This is a genomic window from Halomonas sp. AOP27-A1-41 (assembly GCF_052378605.1).
Classification (GTDB): Bacteria; Pseudomonadota; Gammaproteobacteria; order Pseudomonadales; family Halomonadaceae; genus Vreelandella; species Vreelandella citrativorans.
The window spans coordinates 1-20821 of the sequence record NZ_JBQSXT010000034.1 but is presented as its reverse complement, the minus strand read 5'-3'; the positions used below and the strand labels follow the sequence as shown (position 1 = coordinate 20821).

Below are 20821 nucleotides of genomic sequence, written 5' to 3'. Positions count from 1 at the left end.
CCGATAGCTGAAGTGCCCAGCATCTCACTCACCCCTGAGGTGCACAAAACTGGTAAGGTTAAGTGCTATCCCGTGGCTGCTTCCTAAGGATTTGGCATGGCGAATAACCATCCATTCATAGCGTCAATGCGTTTCTACGACGACCACGCTCATCGATTGTTTGACCAGTACCAGTCGCTGGGCTTTGAACATGCCCATGGTGAATGGCTGCATCAACTTCCTGAGCAGGCAGGTTTAGCACTAGATATTGGCGCTGGAAGCGGGCGCGATGCTAAGGCACTTGCGGAGCGGGGTTGGCAGGTGATGGCGGTAGAGCCAGCGGTAAAGCTGAGAACGCTAGGGCAAAGGCATACGCACGAACGGGATGTCAGTTGGATTGACGATACTTTGCCTGCCTTAAATTGCGTCCGCCAGCTTTCACAGCGCTTTCAACTAATTCTGGTATCAGCGGTATGGATGCATTTATCCCCTATTGAACAGCAACGTGCTTTGTGTGTGATTTGTTCACTATTGGCGCCCGGTGGACTTCTGGTGATTACCTGCCGCGAAGGCCCGAATAGCGATGAACGTCAGTTTCAACCGGTTAACGTGGCTGAATTAGATAGCTGGGCACAAGACTTGGCATTGCTGCCAATGCAGGCAAGCTTGAATAGCGATCAACTTGGCCGCAAAGCTGTTGCCTGGCATTTGCGAGTTTTTAAATTGCCTGATGATGGCACCGGTGCCCTGCCCTCTCTTCGCCATATTATCGTCAACGACGACAAGGCATCTTCTTATAAACTTGGATTACTTCGCACGTTGACGCGCTTAGCTGACAGTGCACCAGGAATTGTGATCTCACGCACAGAAGAGTGGGTTACGGTACCACTAGGTGCGGTAGGCCTTTTTTGGCTTAAGCTTTACCGTCCTTTGTTAATAGAACATCAATTACGTCAAGCACCCGGCATTAAAGGCTACGGGTTTGCTAAAGACGACTTTTATCGTCTTAAGCAGGTCTCCCCCCACGATTTGCGTATTGGGTCACCTTTTTACGATCCTAACGCCGCTGCCACGGTTATGCGCGCCATTCGTGATGCTTGTCAGACGATTCTCAAGATGCCTGCCCACTTTACTACCTGGCCCGGCAGCCTTCGCCCCATGTTTGACGGTAGTTATCAAGGGATACGTATTCGCGAGCAGGCCGTTCGACTCGATAGCGCTACGCTGGCTTCTTTTGGAAAATTTCGTATTCCTACCTCGCTGTGGGACTCGATGAGCCGCTATGCCTGCTGGCTGGAGCCAGCGATAGTGCATGAGTGGGTGCAACTTATGCAGCGCTACGACGCGTCTTACGATATCGGCAAACTACATCAAGCCTTACAGTGGCAGGAAAGTCGCCGGAATACACAGCAGGTTCGCCAACTGGTGAGTCAGCGCCTGAAAGACCCCTCGCCGCTTCCCTGTGTTTGGTCCCAGAAAGATTTACACCGTTGGACTTATGCAGTAGATCATTGCTTTCCTTGGTCGCGTTGGAACAATAACGATCTGTGGAATTTGTTACCTGCCACTGAAAAAGCCAATCATGCAAAGTCCGATCTCTTGCCTTCCGCGGGAGTTATGCAGAAAGCCAAGCAAGATATTTTGCACTGGTGGCACTACCTAGACGATGACAAGATAGTTCGTCAGCAGTTTCGTGACGAAGCTGCCGTTGCGCTTCCTCTTGCCACCTCATCTGCCACTCTGGATATGCTGTTTGATAGCGCTCTACTGCAACGCCAACGATTAAAGGCCAATCAGCAGCTAGCTGAGTGGATGGGCATTGCCTAATAATTATGGAGTGCCCATCATTGTGCCCTTGAAAGGCCGAAAGTCATTCATAAAAGATAAGCTTAATTGTGAGGACTGAACATAGCGGGCACAAGATGGGCACCATTTGGGCACACACACAAAAAAAGGGCCTACGCGTTAACGTAAGCCCTTGAAATTATGGCGCGCCCGGCAGGATTTGAACCTGCGACCCTCGGCTTCGGAGGCCGATACTCTATCCAACTGAGCTACGGGCGCATTGGGTGCGTATCGTACCTGTGCGGGCGTGCTGTGTCTAGCCGCGCGGCGGCTTTACTGTTCGCTTAATTGACCGTTTTGCTTCGTGTGATGCATGCTTTGCAGGCACTTTCCTTTATTACACATCCGGAACCTATAAAAATGAAAACATTCGCACAACATGCGCTGGCACTCTCTGTTTCCTTGGCGCTTTGCAGCTCAGCCTACGCGGCTAATTTTGACGATATGGACCCCGTGACTCTGCGCTTGGCGCACGTGGTCAACGAGCAGGATGGCTTTCATATCGCTGCTACCAAGTTTGAGGAGTTGGTGGAAGAGCGCACCGACGGCAAGGTGATCATTGATATCTACCCCAATGCTTCATTAGGCGATGAGCGTACGTTGTTGGAAGGCATGCAGATTGGCACCGTGGATATGGGATTGATTACCAATGGTCCGGTGGCCAACTTTGTCGAAGAGATGGCAGTGTTTGAGCTGCCCTTCCTGTTCCCGTCCCCTGAGGCGGCTTATGGGGTTTTGGACGGCGAAATCGGCCAGGAGCTTTTAGATAAGCTTTCCGACGTTAACCTGAAAGGCCTGGCCTACGCCGAACGCGGCTTTCGCAACCTGACCAATAGCGAGCGCGCAGTGAACACGCCGGCCGATATGGACGGCCTGCGCATTCGTGTGATGGAAAACCCCGTTTACACCGATACCTTCCGCGAGCTGGGCGCCAACGCCATTCCGATGGCCTGGACCGAAGCACTCACGGCGATGCAGCAGGGCACCATCGACGGTCAGGAAAACCCGGTAAACGTGGTCTACTCCTTTAAGCTGGGCGAAACGCAGAACTACATGACGCTCTCGCGCCATACCTATGCCCCGGCTATTTTTGTGATGGGCATGTCGGCCTGGAACCAACTGCCGGAAGAAGCACAGGCCGTTTTGGAAGAGGCTGCCCAGGAAGCCGCCGAGTATGAGCGTCAGGTTAATGCCGATATGGAAGCCGAACAGCTAGCCGCTCTGCAGGAAGCCGGTATGGAGATTAATGACTCGCCTGATATTGAGGCCTTCCAAGCTGCGGTGGTGCCGGTGTACGAGAAGTACGGCCAGCAGTTTGGCGACTATCTGCCACGCATCCAAGAAGCACTGGCGGAGTAAGCCACGCCTCACCAGTTGATTGATTGATGCACCCAACAGGCTACCTCACGGCGGCCTGTTGGCTGAATGCGATGACTAACCAAGTGCTCAGGCCAGAATTTTTCCGGGGTTAAGCAGCCCTTTAGGATCCATTGCCTGTTTCAGGCGCATCATCAGGGCGATCTCTTCTGGTGAGCGTGAAAGTGTCAGGTAGTCGCGCTTTTCCAGGCCCACCCCGTGTTCAGCGGAGATCGAGCCGTTGTATTTCACCAGCGAGCCGTACACCAACTCTTCGACCTGACGCCGGGCGTCCTGGCTGGCGTCACGCACCGTGACGATGATGTGCAGGTTGCCATCGCCCAGATGGCCAAACACTACCAGCTCGCAGGTTTCTGGCCATTGCACCTTCAGCTTGCCTTCTAGCGCCGTTACGTACTCATCCATGTGGGTGATCGGCAGGCTAACGTCGTAGGAGAACATCGGGTCAAGCGCGTGCACCAGGGTTTCGATATCCTCGCGCACGGCCCAGATACCTTCGCGCTGGCTGCTGGAGCTGGCCAGCACGGCATCCGTGATCAGCTCTGCTTCGAGGGCTTTTTCCAGTACACTCGCAAACGCTTCGGCATCTTTCTCATCGTCCGAGCCAAGCGTTTCAATAATGGCGTAGAACGGCGAGTCGTTGGCCAGCAATGCGGTATGTTTGGTCGTTGCGGAAGTCATCAACGCGTAGTGGTTGTTCCATAGCGCTTCGAAGGCACTCAGGCTGTTGGCAAGCTCTTTGGAGGCCATGTTTAACAGCGATGTCAGCGCGTCGAATGAGGGCACCGCGACGAACGCGGTCTGCTCGCTGGGCATATTCGGATGCAGGCGCAGCACGGCCCGGGTAACAATTCCCAGGGTGCCTTCGCTACCCATAAACATCTGCTTTAAATCGTAACCGGCGTTGTTTTTCAGCATGGTGTTCATGGAACTGACCACGGTGCCATCGCTGAGAACCACTTCCAGCCCTAACACCTGTTGGCGCATCATGCCGTAGCGAATCACCCGAATGCCGCCCGCGTTAGTGGCGATGTTACCGCCAATGGTGCAGGAACCGCGCGCGCCCAGGTCCAGCGCAAACTGCATGTCGATCTCTTGAGCGGCTTCCTGAACGTGCTGAAGCGTCACGCCCGCCTGTACCTGCATCGTGGAACCCACGGCATCGATATGCTCGATCTGGTTCATTAGCTCCAGCGACACCACGAGTTCGTCAGGGCTGGCAACGGCGCCATGCACGACGCCGGTTAATCCACCGTGGGTGACCACCGGCTGATTGGCCTCATAACAAAGCGTCATGACCTGGCTGAGCTGTTCAGTGGATTGCGGTCGAATAATTGCTTTTGCCTGACAAGACGCTTTGGTGAACCAGTCGACACTGCGCTGGGCAACATCATCACCCAGCAGTACGCCTGTTTTTCCTACGATGTCGGTAAGACTATTAATCAGCGTGTCCATTCTCTGTTCCTGTCAGGGCCGGTCGGTGCGGCGTGAAGCCTGGCTATGTATTTATACGTAGGTAGAGAGGCTATCGCCAACCGTGTATTTGCTCAAGGTTACGATCTAAAACGTTTTTTATTGCCAGCGTGGTTTCCCGGCAGGCTCTACGACGAATGGCGGGATTACAATCAATTATTTGTTCGCTAAAACCAATATGGTATAGATGACGCGCTGATTAAGCCCCTCCCCCTCTACACTATAAAAAAACAGATCATTCCAAGGAGATAACGTGGATAACGTCCCCTCTTCCCACATGCCCCGCCATTTACTTAAACGCGCCACACGGGCGATTGCCTGCATAATGAATAGCGATGACAGCGCCCCAAGTGCGGCGGCATACCAAGAGCTACTTGGCGAACAGTTCAGTAACCGCCTTCCTCGCATCCAGGAGGCACTGCTGTAACGTGGCCACTTTCTCTCAACCTTTATTGGCACTATTAAGAGGCATAGAGCGCGGTCTAGATACGGTTCTCCAGCCAGTGGTCTTTGCGGGCATGGCGGCCTTGATCGGCGTGATTACGCTGCAAATTGTCTCTCGAGTGTTTTTCACCGCCTTTGGCTGGACCGAAGAGGTCGCCCGTTTTCTGCTCATCTGGATTACCTTTCTAGCCGGCACGCTGGCTTTTCAGCGCGGCCATCATATCGCCGTTACCTTTGCCGTCGACGCGCTTCCCGCTCGTTTACGCCAAATAGCGCGAATACTGGCGGTGATGGTGGTTATCGCTTTTATGATCACGCTGGTAGTGATCGGCTATCGCTACATGCAGGTACAGAGCTTTCAGAAATCCGCCTCGCTGCGCGTGCCGATGTCGTACGTGTATGCCGTAATGCCGATCAGTGCAGCCATCATGGCCTGGTATGCGTTGGTCGATCTGCTTGAACTGGTGCTTGAAGGCAAACCCTCGCAACCCACTGGAGAACAGACACCATGACCATGCTGCTATTTGGCCTGTTCTTCCTGTTTATGCTAATGGGCGTACCAATTGCCTTTGCGATTGGCGCAAGCACTCTGTTTGCCCTGTATCAGTCGGGCGTGCCGCTGATGGTGGTGACCCAGCAGATGTTCCAGGGCATCAACTCCTTCGCGCTGGTGGCGATTCCCATGTTCATTCTTGCCGGTGACTTAATGGCCCAGGGCAAGGTGAGCGAGCGGTTGGTGAGTTTTGCCGATTCGCTGGTGGGCTTTATGCGTGGCGGGCTTTCGGTCGTATCGGTCATGGCGGGCATGTTCTTTGCCGCTATTTCGGGTTCGGGGGCAGCCACCACGGCGGCGGTCGGTTCAAGCCTGGTGCCGGAGCTTAAGCGAAAGGGCTACGACCCCGCATCGGCGGCCAGCCTGATTGCCGCCAGTGGCACGATTGGCGTGGTCATTCCGCCCTCGGTGCCCATGATTATCTATGCGGTGATTGCCCAGCAGTCGGTATCCAAGCTGTTTTTGAGCGGTTTTTTACCTGGTTTGGCAATGGGTTTGGGATTAATGGCGATTGCTATTACCCAAGCCTATAAACGCCAGTACCCCAAGGGGACACCGCTGTCCATCACCACCATCTTGCGCACGTTCAAGGCGGCAAGCTGGGGCTTGATGACGCCGGTGATTATTCTGGGCGGTATCTTCACGGGGATCTTTACGCCCTCTGAAGCGGCGGTGGTAGCCGTCAACTATGCGCTACTGGTATCGCTATTCATCTATCGTGATTTAACCCTGCCCCAGGTGTATCGGCTGCTGATCCGCTCAGCCATCACCACTGCAGTGATCATGCTAGTGATTGCCATGTCGGCGGTGCTGAGCTGGACGCTGTCTAGCTGGCAGGTGCCTGGTGCTATCGCACAATCGGTGTTGTCGCTCTCCACCAACCCGCTGATTATCATGCTGCTGGTGGTCGCCGTCATCCTGCTGACCGGTGTGTTTATCGAAACGGCAAGCGCGCTGATTATCTTAACGCCGGTGCTGCTACCGCTGGTGCTGCAGCTGGGGGTCGATCCAATCCACTTCGGTCTGATTATTGTGGTAGGGCTCTCGATAGGCATGATCACGCCACCCGTGGCGATCAACCTGTACGTTGCATCTTCAGTGACACAGCTACCGCTTGAGCGTATTACACGCGCCATCGTGCCTTATCTGCTGGGTCTAATCGGCGTGCTGCTGCTAGTGGTCTATGTCCCCATATTCATGGGGTGGTCGGGAAATTAATATCGTCCAGATATGCTCTTCAAGGGAGCCTGCCCGGCTCCCTTTGAATCCCGTATTTATCAGTACGCCGCCATTCATGCACAAGGTCACAGGAAACGGCCGCCCTTTTGAAACGACTTTCTAAACTGGCCAGGGGACACGCCAAACAGTTGATAAAAGCAGTTTCTAAAGTGCGAAACACTCACAAACCCTGTTGCCACGGTCACCTCTGCTATCGGTTTATTTGTTTGCTGCAATAGCTGCCGCGCCCGTGTTAAACGCAACTCCATGTAATACCGAGAAGGGCTAGCGACAATATAGTGACAGAACAATCGCTCTAGCTGGCGCCGTGAAATACCCACCCAATTGGCTATTTCAACAATAGATAACGGCTCTTCAATATTGTTTTTCATCAACTGAAGGGCTGTTTTAAGCGTTTCTGGTAACGTATGGTTTTGATCAACGTTAATCGTTGAAATGTCTGGCAGTTCTATTTCCTTGTCACAGCTGAGCATTTCCTCAACCGCACTGGCTACTTGGTCACCACAATCGGCTCTAACAACTTCTAGCATGAGGCTTAGGGAGCTGCTCGCGCCCGCGCAGCTTAATCTCTTTCTATCCACAACGTAGCTTCGAGCAGAGATAGTAACGTCTTGAAACTCCTCAGCCATCATGGCGCGTCCGTCAGGATGGTACGCGCACTGATAGCCACTCAACAGACCTGCGTCTGCAAGAAAGTAGGCGCCATTCCATAAACCACCCAATACAACGCCGTGACTATCTGCCTTTCTTAGCTTATTACGCACAAGCGCTGAGGACTGCGCTTTAACTCTCAAGCCACCACACACTATCAATACATCTACTTTTTCGTTGGAAAGATCAAAATCCGCAAGAGATGCATCAGCGTTAATTTCAATCCCCAAGTCTGATTGCACAGCGGCGCTGCCATTACCGACAACCCTTATGTTGTAAGTGGTCGTTGCGTTCATCAAATTCGTTGTTACCAACGCATCAACAGCACCTGTAAATGCCATCATGGAAAAATTTTCCATCAACAAAAAAACGACTGTTTTCACTTTTGCGGGCACTGCCAGCGTTTGTTCTGGTGGTAAATAGGCCATATTTTTATTTTTCAACAAGCTACAAAACTTATCTTTCATATATTCCCTCAACCTGACCACGACGACGGTGCAAAAGGGGGCGTTTTCAAGATACCAACATAACCTGAAAGGTAATCAATTGGCATCGCATCACTGCTGGCCAGGATAAGTGTGCAAGGAATTGTTAGCCATTCTATGGTCGCCCGTCGCCGTTCATGAATATAAAACAGTGCATGAAGCGTCAATAAGGGTGCTTTAAACATGCTTCTATCATGTTTGCCGCGATTGGCAGCTGATGATTGTTATCATTTATATCGTACCGGGTTGCTTCTTTGATGGCATAACACTACTGCTAATGACGCTGCCTATTACGTTTCCCATGATCACAAGCCTAGGGTTTGATCCCATCTGGTTTGGCATCATTTTATGGATTACCAGCTACTAAACGTTCCTCCATCCAACGCTCCAGGGTGAGCAAACGGCCCGCTCTTGCGTTGAGGGCGGGCCGTTGATTGGGTTATTGATCGCTGGATAAGCGAAGTTCTGCTTTTCTGTCTCCTGGTGTTTAACAGAGCACTCATTTCTTTGCCGTGAGTACATCCTCGGGCCGCATCACCTCACCACACTGGCTTGGGCTATAACCCGGCAGGCGCTTGACCGCTTCCTGAAAGGGCTCACCCTGCAATGCCTTCAGAAAGGCACATAGCCGTGGTTCTTTTAATGAACGGTGATGGCAGGCCAAAAGATAGTCTTCGATAGCCAGCGGTAAAAAATCAAGCCCAAACTTTTGAGCGGCAGCCTCTACACCAAAGCCGCAATCAGCCATGCCAGCGGCGACGTAAGCAGCTACCGCAGAGTGGGTAAACTCCTCTATTTCAAACCCACGAATCTTTTTGCTGGAAACCGCCGCCTCTTTTAACAGGCAGTCCAGCAGCGAGCGCGTGCCTGACGAAGCCTGGCGGTTGACGAACCGCACGGACTTATCAGCCAGCGATGCGACCCCCGTGATACCAAGCGGATTACCCGGCGCCACCATCAGCCCCTGAGTCCTGGCGATAAAGCCAATCACTCGGTGCTGACGCGGCTTTAAAAGCCCTTGGTAAGTATCGCGTACGCGCTCACCGACCTTGCCACGCGGCAGATGAAAACCCGCCACATCGCAACTGCCCCGATGAAGGGCCGTCAGCGACTCTTGCGGGCTGCAGTACTGTAAGTCCAGGGGTATTTCGTGCAGGTATTTGGGAAGTAGCTCGACAGCAAAACCATGGCTGGCGTGCAGCCGCAACACCGATAGCGCCCCTTGCTGCTGCTGTTGAATCGCCAGGTTCAGTTCAGACCCCAGGCTTTCCAGCTGCGGCCCCAGGCGGGCAATCGCACGCTGCTCGGCCCACAACAACTTTTCACCTAGCAGTGAAAGCCGTGCGCCGCGCCCACGCTGCATCTCTACCAGCGGTACGCCAAAGAACTCCCCACTCTGGCGCAAAAGGTTCCAAGCATGGCGATACGAGATGCCGACATCGCTTGCGGCGAGCGTGAGTTTTCCCCGCCGATAAACCGCTTCAAGCAAGCGAAGTAGATGTATATCAAGCTGATTACCCTCCTCATCGCGAAAGCACCAAGAGGGGATAACGCTGATTTTTTGCATGGCTTTTTTCATAGGCATAATCTTTCATATTTTGTACTTATAGCGTTGATGCTAGCGTTGCACTGACCGTGGTGCACGCTCTTTTTAACACATCGCTTAAAATAGGCAGAGCTGTGCATGTTTACTAAATAATAAATCAGCACCAGGAGAGACATGATGAATGAGTCTCGAGAATGGTCGTCGCAGTCGATTCAGGCCGAGATCAATGCGCTACGCCACAAACCAGGCGCGTTGCTGCCGATTCTTCATGCCCTCCAGGACCGCTTCGGCTTTATTCCTCCGGATGCCGTGCCTCTCATCGCCGAGTCATTACAGCTGACCAGCGCTGAAGTACACGGGGTCATTAGCTTTTATCACCACTTTCGGACCGCACCGCCGGGTCGCCACGTGGTGCAGATCTGTCGCGCCGAGGCATGCCAGGCCGTCGGCGCGCGCCAGCTTGAGGCTCACGCCAAAGCGCGCCTGGGCATCGATTACCACCAGACCACCAGCGACCGCGATATCACCCTTGAGGCCGTTTACTGTCTGGGCAACTGCGCCTGTGGCCCCTCCGTTCGCGTGGATAATGGCGTGCGCGGTCGGGTAACGCCTGAAGCTTTCGATGCATTATTGGATGAGCTGCAAACCAGGCCGCTGGAGGTAATCGCATGAGCATTCGTGTTTTCGTACCCCGAGATACCACCGCGCTGGCGCTGGGCGCCGATGCCATCGCCAACCGGCTGGCACGAGAAGCCGCTGCCCATGGTGAACCCATTACGCTGGTGCGCAACGGCTCACGCGGGCTTGCCTGGCTTGAGCCGCTGGTTGAGGTGGAAACACCCACCGGCCGCTTTGCCTATGGCCCGGTGGCACTTGCCGATATCCCCGCGCTGCTGGACAGCGGCATGCTGCAGGGCAGCATCACCCATTCATTGGCCCTGGGGCCAACCGAAGAGATCGATTACCTCGCTCGCCAGCAGCGCCTGACGTTCGCCCGTATTGGTATTACCGACCCACTCTCGATTGAAGATTACCGGGCGCATAGTGGGTTTCGCGGTCTGGAGGCAGCGCTGCAAAGCGCGCCACAGGACATTGTTGAGGAAGTAAAAGCCTCTGGGCTGCGCGGGCGCGGTGGGGCGGCGTTTCCTACTGGCATCAAGTGGCAGACGGTGCTGGACACACCGGCCGATCAAAAGTATATCGTCTGCAACGCTGATGAAGGCGACTCCGGCACCTTCGCCGACCGGTTGGTGATGGAGTGCGACCCCTACCTGCTGATTGAAGGCATGACGATTGCCGGGCTTGCAGTAGGCGCAACCCAAGGCTACATCTACCTGCGTTCAGAATACCCGCTGGCCAAGGAGATTCTTGACGAGGCCATCGCCCATGCCGAACAGGCCGGTTATCTGGGTGAGAACCTGTGTGGCAGTGGCCGCGTTTTTCATTTGGAAGTGCGCTTGGGCGCTGGGGCATACATTTGCGGTGAAGAAACCTCGTTGCTCGAAAGTCTGGAAGGCAAGCGCGGCCTGGTACGCTTCAAACCACCGCTGCCCGCTATTGAAGGACTATTCGGCCTTCCTACCGTGGTTAACAACGTGCTCTCGCTGGCCGCCGTGCCGTTTATCCTCGCTGAAGGCGCTGAGGCTTACGCCTCGCATGGCATGGGCCGCTCGCGGGGCACCTTGGCACTTCAGCTGGCGGGTAATGTTCAGCGCGGCGGATTGGTGGAACTTGCCTTCGGCACCACGCTGCGCACCCTGATGGAGGAGTTCGGTGGCGGCACGTTAAGCGACAAACCGCTGCGTGCCGTGCAGGTGGGAGGCCCGCTGGGCGCCTACCTGCCGGAATCCCAATGGGACTTACCGCTGGACTACGAAGCCTTTGCCGCCGAGAGCGCGGTGCTAGGTCACGGCGGTGTGGTGATGTTTGATGAGAGCGTGGATATGGCCGAACAAGCGCGCTTCTCGATGGAATTCTGCAAGGTGGAGTCCTGCGGCAAGTGTACGCCATGCCGTATCGGCTCAACCCGTGGCGTGGAAGTGATTGATCGTATCCGCGCCGACCAAAACCGCGAGGCCAACCTCGCCCTGCTCCATGACCTCTGCGAAACGATGGTGGATGGTTCGCTCTGTGCCATGGGGGGCATGACCCCCTTCCCAGTGCAAAGCGCCCTGAACCACTTCCCTGACGATTTTCAGCGGGCCGCGAACGGAGACAGATCATGATCGGACACTTTGACCCCAAACAGTACGCCAGAAGCGCCGCCCACGATAAAGACCTGGGCACGCCTTTCCCAACGGGTACGGCGCTGGTGAACCTGGAAATTGATGGTATTACCATCACGGTGCCGGAAGGCACTTCGGTACTGCGTGCAGCGGCGCTGGCCGATATTAATATTCCCAAATTATGTGCCACCGACAGCCTGGAGCCGTTCGGCTCTTGCCGGTTATGCGCCGTACAGGTAGAGGGCCGCCGTGGGCTGCCAGCCTCCTGCACCACCCCCGTGGTGGAAGGCATGCAGGTGACCACCCAGAACGAGCGACTCGCCAAACTGCGCCGCAACGTGATGGAGCTGTACATCTCCGACCATCCGCTGGACTGTTTGACCTGCCCGGCCAATGGCGACTGCGAGCTACAAGACATGGCGGGCAGCGTTGGTCTTCGCGAAGTACGCTATGGGTTTGACGGTGAGAACCATCTTCAGGCCACCAAAGATACCTCCAACCCCTACTTCAGCTTCGACCCCAGCAAGTGCATCGTCTGCTCCCGCTGCGTGCGCGCCTGCGAGGAAGTGCAGGGCACCTTCGCCTTGACCATCGACGGTCGCGGGTTTGATTCCAAAGTGGCCGCGGGGCAAGACGAAGCGTTTATGGATTCAGACTGCGTTTCGTGTGGCGCCTGTGTACAGGCCTGCCCGACCGCCACGCTGATGGAAAACAGCGTCATTGATCACGGCGTGCCGGACCGCAGCGTAGTCACGACCTGCGCCTATTGTGGTGTGGGCTGCTCGTTTGAAGCGCAAATGAAAGGTGACAAGCTGGTGCGCATGGTGCCCTACAAGGGCGGCGACGCTAACCACGGCCACTCGTGTGTGAAGGGGCGCTTTGCGTTCGGCTACTCCTCTCACCCCGACCGCCTGACCACGCCGATGATCCGCGACAGCATCGACCAGCCCTGGCGCGAGGCCAGCTGGGAAGAAGCCATTGGGTTTGCCGCTAATCGCCTAAAAGCGATTCAGGCCGAGCATGGCCGCGAGAGCATTGGTGGTATCACCTCATCGCGCTGCACCAACGAAGAGACCTACCTGGTGCAGAAGCTGATTCGCGCAGCGTTTGGCAATAATAATACCGACACCTGTGCACGGGTCTGCCACTCGCCCACCGGCTACGGCCTGAAAACCACGCTGGGCGAATCTGCCGGCACCCAGACCTTTGACTCGGTAATGAAAGCCGACGCGATTATCGTGATTGGCGCCAACCCCACCGATGCCCACCCGGTATTTGGCTCGTTGATGCGCAAGCGCCTGCGACAGGGCGCGAAGCTAATCGTCGCTGACCCACGCTCTATCGATCTGCTCAAAACGCCTCACCTGAGCGACGCCCAGCATTTGCCGCTGCGCCCTGGTACCAACGTCGCGCTGATCAACGCGCTTGGGCATGTGGTGGTCACTGAAGGTCTTGAAGACAAGGCGTTCGTGGCTAGCCGCTGCGACACCGAAGCGTACCAAAGCTGGCGCACGTTTATCGCCGACCCGCGCCACTCTCCGGAAGCCAGCGAAGCGATTACCAGCGTGCCCGCCGAGGCTGTGCGACAGGCAGCGCGCACTTACGCCACTGCTGGCAACGGCGCCATTTACTACGGCTTGGGCGTGACCGAGCACAGCCAAGGCTCCACTATGGTGATGGGAATTGCCAACCTGGCCCTGGCCACCGGCAATATTGGCCGTGAAGGCGTGGGCGTGAACCCGCTGCGCGGCCAGAATAACGTGCAAGGCTCCTGCGATATGGGCTCCTTCCCGCATGAGCTGCCGGGCTACCAGCACGTGGCCGACCCGATTGCCCGTGGCCGCTTTGAAAGCGTCTGGGGCGTCAAGCTCGACGATGAACCGGGGCTGCGCATTCCCAACATGTTCGATGCCGCCATCGAAGGAACTTTCAAGGCGCTTTACGTGCAGGGCGAAGATATCGCCCAGTCTGACCCCAACACGCAGCACGTTGAGGCTGCGCTGCGTTCGCTGGACTGCCTGATTGTTCAGGATATCTTCTTGAACGAGACGGCCAAATTCGCCCATGTACTTCTACCGGGTTCCAGCTTTTTGGAGAAGAACGGCACCTTCACCAACGCCGAACGACGTATCAACCGAGTACGCAAGGTCATGCCACCGCTAGCCGGTAAGCAGGATTGGGAAATCACCCAGGACCTGGCCAACGCGCTGGGCTACCCGATGCGCTACGCGCATCCTTCTGAAATCATGGACGAGATCGCTCAACTAACGCCGAGCTTTGCCGGGGTGAGCTACGAAAAGCTGGAAGTCTATGGCAGCCTACAGTGGCCGTGTAATGCCGAGTATCCTGAGGGAATGCCGACCATGCACGAAATCAACTTCCCCATTGGCCTCGGGCGCTTTGCGATTACCGAATACGTGCCCACCGAGGAGCGCGCCACCCGCCGCTTCCCACTGCTGCTCACCACCGGGCGGATTCTTAGCCAATACAACGTGGGTGCCCAAACCCGTCGCACCGACAACCAACACTGGCACGATGAGGACATATTAGAGTTGCACCCAAGCGACGCCGAGCTACGTGGCGTGCGCGACGGCGACTGGCTCGGCATTACCAGCCGATCAGGCCATACGGTGCTCCGTGCGCGGCTGAGCGAGCGAATGCAGCCGGGGGTGGTCTACACTACGTTCCATCATCCCGGTAGTGGCGCCAACGTGATTACTACCGATAATTCGGACTGGGCCACCAACTGCCCCGAATACAAGGTTACCGCCGTGCAAGTAGAAAAAGTCAGCCAGCCCTCCGCTTGGCAGCAGCGTTTCTCCTCCTTTGACAAGGCCCAGCGTGGCCACTTGGCCAAGGCGCAGCAGGAGGCGTCATGAGTGCAGTGCGTGAACGCGACGCACCCGCGCAACCGGCTGACGCCTTGGCGCGCCAGTCGGTTGAAGTCCACAGTAGCGCGGCCAATTGGCGCGCTACTGTGCAGGAGGACGCGCTAGCGCTAGAAGTGCCGGTAGCGATGGTCTACAACGGCATTTCCCATGCGGTCATGATGGCAAGTCCTTCGCATCTTGAAGATCTGGCCCTGGGGTTCAGTCTTTCTGAAGGCATCCTGGCCCACTCTCACGAGTGCTACGACCTTGAGCTTCATGAAGAGGCTCAAGGCCTGGCGGTTCACCTAAGCATTGCCAGCCAGCGGCTGGCCGAGCTTAAACAACGCCGCCGTAGCACAACCGGGCGTACCGGCTGTGGGCTGTGCGGTACAGAAGCCCTGGAGCAGGCCATTCGGCCCATCCCTACGGTGAGTGCACCACACCTTGACGACACAGCCATTCAGCATGCGCTTTGTACGCTAGATGACCATCAGCCTCTAAAGGAAGCAACAGGCGCCGTGCATGGCGCGGCCTGGTGTGATCTGCAGGGGCGTATACAAAGAGTGCGTGAAGACGTGGGTCGTCACAACGCACTGGATAAACTGATCGGTTCGCTGGCACGCGATGACGTACCACTCCAGGAGGGCTTTGTACTAGTTTCCAGCCGAGCCAGCTATGAAATGGTACACAAGTGCGCAAGCGTGGGGATCGGCGCGCTGGTTGCCGTCTCGGCAGCTACCGCCCTGGCCGTTGAACAGGCGCAGGCAGCAGGTCTTCTGTTAGCCGGTTTTGCACGCCCAGGCCGTCATGTAATTTATCACCGCCCTGTCACTGCCAAGGGCTGAGCCCTTTACCGCGTTGAGGAGAGACCCTATGTCAAACAACAACGATGCCAATTTGGTCCGTATGACTAACCAGATCGCCACCAACCTGGGCAGCGGTCGTGATGAAGAGGCAGCAGCAGCGGCTATCTGCCGTCACCTGGAAACCTTTTGGGCACGCTCAATGAAGCAGCGCCTTGTTGCCAGCCTGGCACTTGAGAGCGTGGAGTTTTCCCCCTTGGCACGCCGCGCTGCAACACTGCTGGCTACCCGGCTATCAGAACAGCAAGTCTCTCGTTAGCACATCACAATAAAAGCTCAATAACATTAGCTTTTAGTCTTGCCACAGCGACTTACACGAGAAGCTCAATGGTTTTAGCAAAAGTTAATAAAAATCATTATTTCCGTTAAAAATCGGACATTTCGAGTCTACTAGTTGCTATTTTAGAATATAAACCTGTTTCCATAACCCAAGTTAAGGTGTTTACCGAGCATAAGGTGCACTGTGTGGATGTGGTGGCCAAGGATGGCCCGTTTTTGGCAAAGATGCCGACCTACAGTTTAGCTGCCATGACCTTGTACCGCCTGGTCATGGCAGCTTTTTATTGCACTGCATTTTACTTTTTAACGTCACGTTACTTTGGCAGCCATGTCTCAATAGCGGCTGTCCCGCAGCGGATTTTCAACAGCGAACGTTCAAAGACAGCGTTTCAACCACTACGCCAGCGCTGCCTGAGGGCGCCGCTCATCCAGCATTCCTTTATCAAGAATAAAGCGAACAATCTCTTCAAGCCCTACGCCATCGTAAAGGTTGGTAAATACAAAGGGCCGCTCGCCGCGCATTTTCTTTGAATCACGCTCCATTACCTCTAACGACGCGTGCACCTGCTCGGCGATATCGATCTTGTTGATAATTAGTAGATCCGACTTGTTAATCCCCGGCCCACCCTTACGCGGAATTTTGTCTCCCGCCGAGACATCAATCACATAAAGCGTGAGGTCAGAAAGCTCGGGACTAAACGTCGCAGAAAGGTTATCTCCCCCAGACTCTACCAATACCAGCTCAAGCTTAGGATGGCGCGCCTGTAATTCATCGATAGCCGCCAGGTTCATCGAGGCGTCTTCACGAATCGCCGTATGCGGACACCCCCCGGTTTCGACGCCCAGAATGCGATCAGCGGCCAAGGCGTCATGCTTAAGCAGAAAGTCAGCGTCTTCGCGGGTATAAATATCGTTCGTCACCACCGCGATATCGTAATAGTCGCGCAGCGCCAGACAGAGCTGCTTGAGTAGCGCCGTTTTACCCGAACCAACGGGGCCGCCCACACCAATACGTAAACAGTGAGTCATGGTAAGTATCTCCTAACTTCTAAATAGGCGTGAATATTGAGTTTCGTGTAGGGCACTGGCTAGCGCCAGCCCCGGCAATATGGGGCCAAGGTCGTGATCGTCGAGCGTTAATGCTTCATCTACCGCGCTAACCAGCGGCGATCGCAGCTGTTCGATAATCCGCTGAGCGGCCGTATGCCCAAGAGGTAGCGCTTTACAGGCCACCGCCAGCTGGTTTTCAAGCCATGCCCAGGCAAACCCGATCAGCGCCTGACGAATGCTTACGCCTCGCGCATGGGCGGTAAACGCAAACAGCGTGACATAGCCCGGCTGAACCGGTAACAAGGACGGTAGTAAGCCCTCACTGGGTAGCAGGCCAAGGCTACCCAACAGCCGCTTGAGAGAGGCTCCCAAGCGACTGTCTTCAGCGGCAAGCTCGGCGGTTTCCCGCGTGGCACTCAGCCAACCATCCCACTGGGCAATCGCCGCGCTGTCGTGCTGCGTAAACGCCGTATATAAGCGGACAATTACCGGTAGTTCACAGCGGGTCAGGCCATCTTCCAGCACGCCGGAAAGCCACTCGGCCAACGTCTGCTCATCGTGAACCCAGCCAAGTTCAAAGGCACTTTCCAGCCCTTGAGAAAACGCAAAGGCCCCGATGGGCAGTGCCGGGCTGACTAGCTGCATCAGCCCGAGCAGGGCTAGATCAGGCTGGCTGCCCAACGCTGCGGATTCAGTGGGCATGGTGATGGCTGTGGTCGTGGTCGTGGTCGTGGTCGTGAGCATGCGAGTGCCTGTGTGAATGACCATGTCCACCCACCTGGTTATAGGCGCCCGGCTCTGGATCAAACGTGGCCGCGTGACGTTCAAGCGTTGCGCCCAGCAGTTCAGCCAGCTCCTCCAGCACGTGATCGGGCGGAAAGCGTACCCAGCCGCCGCGCTCGTCTTCGCCCAGCGCCAACTGCACATGACGGTTGCCCAAGTGGTAGGCCAACCGCGCCAGGGGTAAGCCAGCACTTACTCGTGCGGTCACTACCGGTTCAATGGCGGCGCATACGCGAATGACCTCGCCGCTTTCCGCTTTTAACCCTTCACCACTGCGCAGTACGGGGCCACGGTCTAAAAATAGCCCCAGCGCCTGGCCATTGTCGCTTTCGGCTTTTAGGCGCCCACGGATGCGCAGTTCAAAGGGAAGTGTGAGCGTATCGCTGGCTGCGCTTTCATCCACCGGGCCTAAACGTTCTATCAGTTTCAGCATCATTAACCTCTTAATCGCCCAATACATTGAACCTTTCCAATCAGCCTACGCCCTGCAGGAGCAGCTCCAGCTAGCGATGCAGTGCGCAGCGCTGCCGGGTTGGTGGCTAACACCATGTACCGCGCCATGCCAACCAAGGGCGGCTGCGCCGCCATCGCCGAGTGAACTCAGCTCCTACCGGTTAAAGTGCATGCATCCCCTGTAGGAGTAGCTTCAGCTAGCGATGCAGTGCGCAGCGCTGCCAAGGCTGGTGGCTAACACCATGCACCGCGCCCCGTCACCCAAGGGCGGCTGCGCCGCCATCGCCGAGTGGAACTCAGCTCCTACCGGTTAAAGTGCATGCCCCCCTGTAGGAGTAGCTTCAGCTAGCGATGCAGTGCGCAGCGCTGCCGGGGTTGCATCTAGAACAAATGATAACGCTGAGCCAACGGCAGCTCTGTGGCGGGCTCGCAGGTTAACAGCTCGCCATCGCAGCGCACTTCATAAGTCTGCGGATCCACGGTCAGCTCGGGGCAGGCATCGTTGAGCTTCATATCCTTCTTACGCACCCCGCGTACGTTCTTGCACGCGGCAAGCGTGCTCTGAAGCCCCAAGCGCTCCTTGAGGCCTGCATCAATCGCCGCCTGGCTGACAAAATTGAGCCGGGTCTGGCTGGCCGCGCGGCCAAAAGCGCCGAACATGCGGCGATAATGAACCGGCTGGGGCGTGGGGATTGAAGCGTTAGGGTCGCCCATGGGTGCTGCCGCGATCATGCCGCCTTTTAAAATCAGCGACGGCTTAACGCCGAAGAAAGCCGGTTTCCAGAGCACCAGATCGGCAAGCTTGCCTACCTCAATAGAGCCCACCTCGTGAGCGATACCGTGGGTGATCGCCGGGTTGATGGTGTACTTGGCGATATAGCGCTTGGCACGCAGATTATCGGCACCAAGCGCTTCATCTTCAGGCAGCAAGCCACGCTGTACTTTCATTTTGTGCGCGGTTTGCCATGTGCGGCAGACCACCTCGCCTACCCGCCCCATGGCTTGAGAGTCGGAGGCGATCATTGAGATCACGCCCAAATCGTGCAGGATATCTTCGGCAGCAATGGTTTCACGGCGAATGCGTGAGTCGGCAAACGCCACGTCTTCGGGAATGTTGGGGTCCAGGTGGTGGCAAACCATGAGCATATCCAGATGCTCATCAATGGTGTTCACCGTGTAGGGCCGCGTGGGGTTAGTCGATGACGGCAGTACGTACTCTTTGGAACACGCAGTGAGGATATCCGGCGCGTGTCCGCCGCCCGCGCCTTCAGTGTGGTAGGTGTGAATGCCACGCTCTTTAAACGCCGCCAAAGTATCTTCCACAAAGCCCGATTCGTTAAGCGTATCGGTGTGAATGGCGATCTGCACGTCATAGCGCTCGGCCACGCTCAGGCAGGTATCAATTGATGCGGGCGTTGTGCCCCAGTCTTCGTGAAGCTTGAGGCCCATGGCGCCCGCTTCCAGCTGGGCCTCCAAGGCTTCCGGCAGGCTGGCATTACCTTTACCCAGCAGGCCGATATTCATGGGCAGGTCATCCACCGCCTGAAGCATTTTGCCAATGTGCCACGCGCCCGGCGTACAGGTGGTGGCATTCGACCCGGTGGCCGGGCCGGTGCCGCCGCCCAGCATGGTAGTGACACCGCTCATCAGCGCTTCGTCTACCTGCTGGGGGCAGATAAAGTGGATATGCGCGTCGATGCCGCCCGCGGTCAGGATCTTGCCTTCGCCCGAGATAATTTCCGTACCGGGGCCAATCACGATATCCACATCGGGCTGCACGTCTGGGTTGCCCGCTTTGCCAATCGCAGCAATACGTCCGTTCTGTAGCCCCACATCGGCTTTGACGATGCCCCACCAATCGAGAATCAGCGCGTTAGTGATGACGGTGTCCATGACGGTTTCATCGTTACGTTGGCTCTGACCCATGCCATCGCGGATCACCTTGCCGCCGCCGAATTTGACCTCGTCGCCATAGTGGGTGGCGTCTTTTTCGACCTCAATCCACAGCTCGGTATCGCCCAGGCGCACCCGGTCGCCTACCGTGGGGCCGTACATATCGGCGTAGGCCTGCCGACTAATCTTGTTACCCGGTTTCATTGTTTATCTCCGTCCAGCGGTCCCATCACCTCGCCACGAAAGCCGTAGATCTCTCGCTTACCCACAAACGGAATCAGCGTGACTTCACGGGTCTGGCCAGGTTCAAAGCGGATTGCTGTGCCTGCGGCCACATCGAGGCGAAAACCGCGGGTCTTGTCGCGATCAAACACCAGCGCGGGATTGGCCTCAGCAAAGTGGTAGTGGGAGCCGAGCTGAATCGGCCGGTCACCGGTGTTCGCCACGTCCACCGTGATGCGCTCACGCCCCACGCATAGCTCAATATCATCTTCTTTTAACTGATACTCACCGGGAATCATCTACTTACTCCTTGTTTTGTTGTGAGGAGTAAGATGTGAGGAGTAATACCGCTTACCCCTAACCATTCACTCCTCACCCCTCACACAATAGGCGTGTGAACCGTCACGAGCTTGGTACCATCCGGAAAAGTGGCTTCGACCTGGACTTCGTCGACCATCTCGGCCACGCCTTCCATCACGTCATCACGGCTCAGAATCTCGCGCCCGTAGCTCATCAAATCCGCCACACTGCGACCGTCCCGAGCACCTTCGATAATCTCGAAACTGATCAGCGCGACCGCTTCGGGATAGT

General features: G+C 56.1%; 19 protein-coding genes, 1 tRNA gene and 1 pseudogene. 11 read left to right on the top strand and 10 right to left on the bottom strand.

Features of this window, described 5'->3' with window-relative positions:
• The first annotated feature begins 96 nt into the window (after nt 1–96).
• Nucleotides 97–1806, top strand: coding sequence for a methyltransferase domain-containing protein (locus ACT3TC_RS16215; RefSeq protein ID WP_444640921.1), 1710 nt, complete (start codon nt 97–99; stop codon nt 1804–1806).
• Nucleotides 1807–1966: 160 nt separating this feature from the next.
• Here ACT3TC_RS16215 and ACT3TC_RS16210 read toward each other — a convergent pair.
• A tRNA-Arg gene (locus tag ACT3TC_RS16210) sits at nt 1967–2043 on the bottom strand.
• A gap of 141 nt (nt 2044–2184) precedes the next feature.
• Between ACT3TC_RS16210 and ACT3TC_RS16205 the strand changes: the two genes are divergently transcribed.
• Complete coding sequence (locus tag ACT3TC_RS16205; protein ID WP_087110756.1) at nt 2185–3183, top strand: TRAP transporter substrate-binding protein; 999 nt, start codon at nt 2185–2187, stop codon at nt 3181–3183.
• An 87-nt stretch (nt 3184–3270) separates the two neighbouring features.
• On the opposite strand, the gene ACT3TC_RS16200 is transcribed toward ACT3TC_RS16205, so the two are convergent.
• Entirely contained in the window at nt 3271–4656 is a 1386-nt protein-coding gene (locus ACT3TC_RS16200; RefSeq protein WP_087110754.1) for an FAD-binding oxidoreductase, read from the bottom strand.
• A gap of 271 nt (nt 4657–4927) precedes the next feature.
• Here ACT3TC_RS16200 and ACT3TC_RS16195 point away from each other — a divergent pair, with 271 nt between their 5' ends.
• Genes ACT3TC_RS16195 through ACT3TC_RS16185 form a run of 3 tightly spaced genes read left to right on the top strand, consistent with a single transcriptional unit; the run spans nt 4928 to nt 6889 of the window.
• Entirely contained in the window at nt 4928–5101 is a 174-nt protein-coding gene (locus tag ACT3TC_RS16195; protein WP_176372232.1) for a hypothetical protein, read from the top strand.
• Between the two features lies 1 nt (nt 5102).
• Nucleotides 5103–5630 carry a TRAP transporter small permease gene (locus ACT3TC_RS16190; protein WP_087110751.1) on the top strand — a complete coding sequence of 176 codons (528 nt, stop codon included), beginning with the start codon at nt 5103–5105 and terminating at the stop codon, nt 5628–5630.
• Complete coding sequence (locus tag ACT3TC_RS16185; protein WP_192527743.1) at nt 5627–6889, top strand: TRAP transporter large permease; 1263 nt, start codon at nt 5627–5629, stop codon at nt 6887–6889. Before ACT3TC_RS16190 ends, ACT3TC_RS16185 begins: the two co-directional genes overlap by 4 nt.
• 86 nt (nt 6890–6975) lie before the next feature.
• Here ACT3TC_RS16185 and ACT3TC_RS16180 read toward each other — a convergent pair whose 3' ends face one another.
• The gene (locus ACT3TC_RS16180) at nt 6976–8028 is read right to left on the bottom strand and encodes a GlxA family transcriptional regulator (RefSeq protein WP_192527744.1); all 1053 of its coding nucleotides are present in this window, start codon (nt 8026–8028) and stop codon (nt 6976–6978) included.
• Nucleotides 8029–8260: 232 nt separating this feature from the next.
• Between ACT3TC_RS16180 and ACT3TC_RS16175 the strand changes: the two are divergent.
• Nucleotides 8261–8395 (top strand): annotated as a pseudogene (locus ACT3TC_RS16175) (TRAP transporter large permease subunit); the annotation flags it as partial.
• A gap of 150 nt (nt 8396–8545) precedes the next feature.
• Here ACT3TC_RS16175 and ACT3TC_RS16170 read toward each other — a convergent pair.
• Complete coding sequence (locus ACT3TC_RS16170; protein WP_192527783.1) at nt 8546–9613, bottom strand: substrate-binding domain-containing protein; 1068 nt, start codon at nt 9611–9613, stop codon at nt 8546–8548.
• 156 nt (nt 9614–9769) lie between these two features.
• Between ACT3TC_RS16170 and ACT3TC_RS16165 the strand changes: the two genes are divergently transcribed.
• Genes ACT3TC_RS16165 through ACT3TC_RS16145 form a run of 5 tightly spaced genes read left to right on the top strand, consistent with a single transcriptional unit; the run spans nt 9770 to nt 15809 of the window.
• Complete coding sequence (locus tag ACT3TC_RS16165) at nt 9770–10264, top strand: formate dehydrogenase subunit gamma (RefSeq protein ID WP_087110744.1); 495 nt, start codon at nt 9770–9772, stop codon at nt 10262–10264.
• Complete coding sequence (locus ACT3TC_RS16160; RefSeq protein WP_192527745.1) at nt 10261–11817, top strand: formate dehydrogenase beta subunit; 1557 nt, start codon at nt 10261–10263, stop codon at nt 11815–11817. Before ACT3TC_RS16165 ends, ACT3TC_RS16160 begins: the two co-directional genes overlap by 4 nt.
• A complete protein-coding gene (gene fdhF / locus ACT3TC_RS16155) occupies nt 11814–14696 on the top strand; it encodes a formate dehydrogenase subunit alpha (protein WP_087110740.1) in 2883 nt (960 codons plus the stop codon). Before ACT3TC_RS16160 ends, fdhF begins: the two co-directional genes overlap by 4 nt.
• On the top strand, nt 14693–15532 hold the full coding sequence (gene fdhD / locus ACT3TC_RS16150) for a formate dehydrogenase accessory sulfurtransferase FdhD (RefSeq protein WP_087110738.1): 840 nt from the start codon (nt 14693–14695) through the stop codon (nt 15530–15532). The genes fdhF and fdhD overlap by 4 nt, the downstream gene beginning before the upstream one ends.
• 28 nt (nt 15533–15560) lie before the next feature.
• Nucleotides 15561–15809: a formate dehydrogenase subunit delta gene (locus ACT3TC_RS16145; RefSeq protein ID WP_087110736.1), complete on the top strand. Its 249-nt coding sequence runs from the start codon at nt 15561–15563 to the stop codon at nt 15807–15809.
• A 416-nt stretch (nt 15810–16225) separates the two neighbouring features.
• Here the strand turns inward: ACT3TC_RS16145 and ureG are convergent, their stop codons facing one another.
• From ureG to ureA, 6 genes are all read right to left on the bottom strand, one after another.
• Nucleotides 16226–16858 carry an urease accessory protein UreG gene (ureG, locus tag ACT3TC_RS16140; RefSeq protein WP_444640919.1) on the bottom strand — a complete coding sequence of 211 codons (633 nt, stop codon included), beginning with the start codon at nt 16856–16858 and terminating at the stop codon, nt 16226–16228.
• Between the two features lie 12 nt (nt 16859–16870).
• Nucleotides 16871–17581, bottom strand: a complete 711-nt coding sequence (locus ACT3TC_RS16135) for an urease accessory protein UreF (RefSeq protein ID WP_087110732.1) — start codon at nt 17579–17581, stop codon at nt 16871–16873.
• Nucleotides 17571–18095 carry an urease accessory protein UreE gene (ureE, locus tag ACT3TC_RS16130; RefSeq protein ID WP_192527746.1) on the bottom strand — a complete coding sequence of 175 codons (525 nt, stop codon included), beginning with the start codon at nt 18093–18095 and terminating at the stop codon, nt 17571–17573. Before ureE ends, ACT3TC_RS16135 begins: the two co-directional genes overlap by 11 nt.
• A gap of 401 nt (nt 18096–18496) precedes the next feature.
• Nucleotides 18497–20212 (bottom strand): urease subunit alpha, encoded by a 1716-nt coding sequence (gene ureC / locus ACT3TC_RS16125; protein ID WP_192527747.1) that lies wholly within the window; start codon nt 20210–20212, stop codon nt 18497–18499.
• Complete coding sequence (locus tag ACT3TC_RS16120; protein ID WP_087110727.1) at nt 20209–20529, bottom strand: urease subunit beta; 321 nt, start codon at nt 20527–20529, stop codon at nt 20209–20211. Before ACT3TC_RS16120 ends, ureC begins: the two co-directional genes overlap by 4 nt.
• An 80-nt stretch (nt 20530–20609) precedes the next feature.
• On the bottom strand, nt 20610–20821 hold a 212-nt coding region (gene ureA, locus ACT3TC_RS16115), incomplete at its 5' end, for an urease subunit gamma (RefSeq protein ID WP_444625962.1).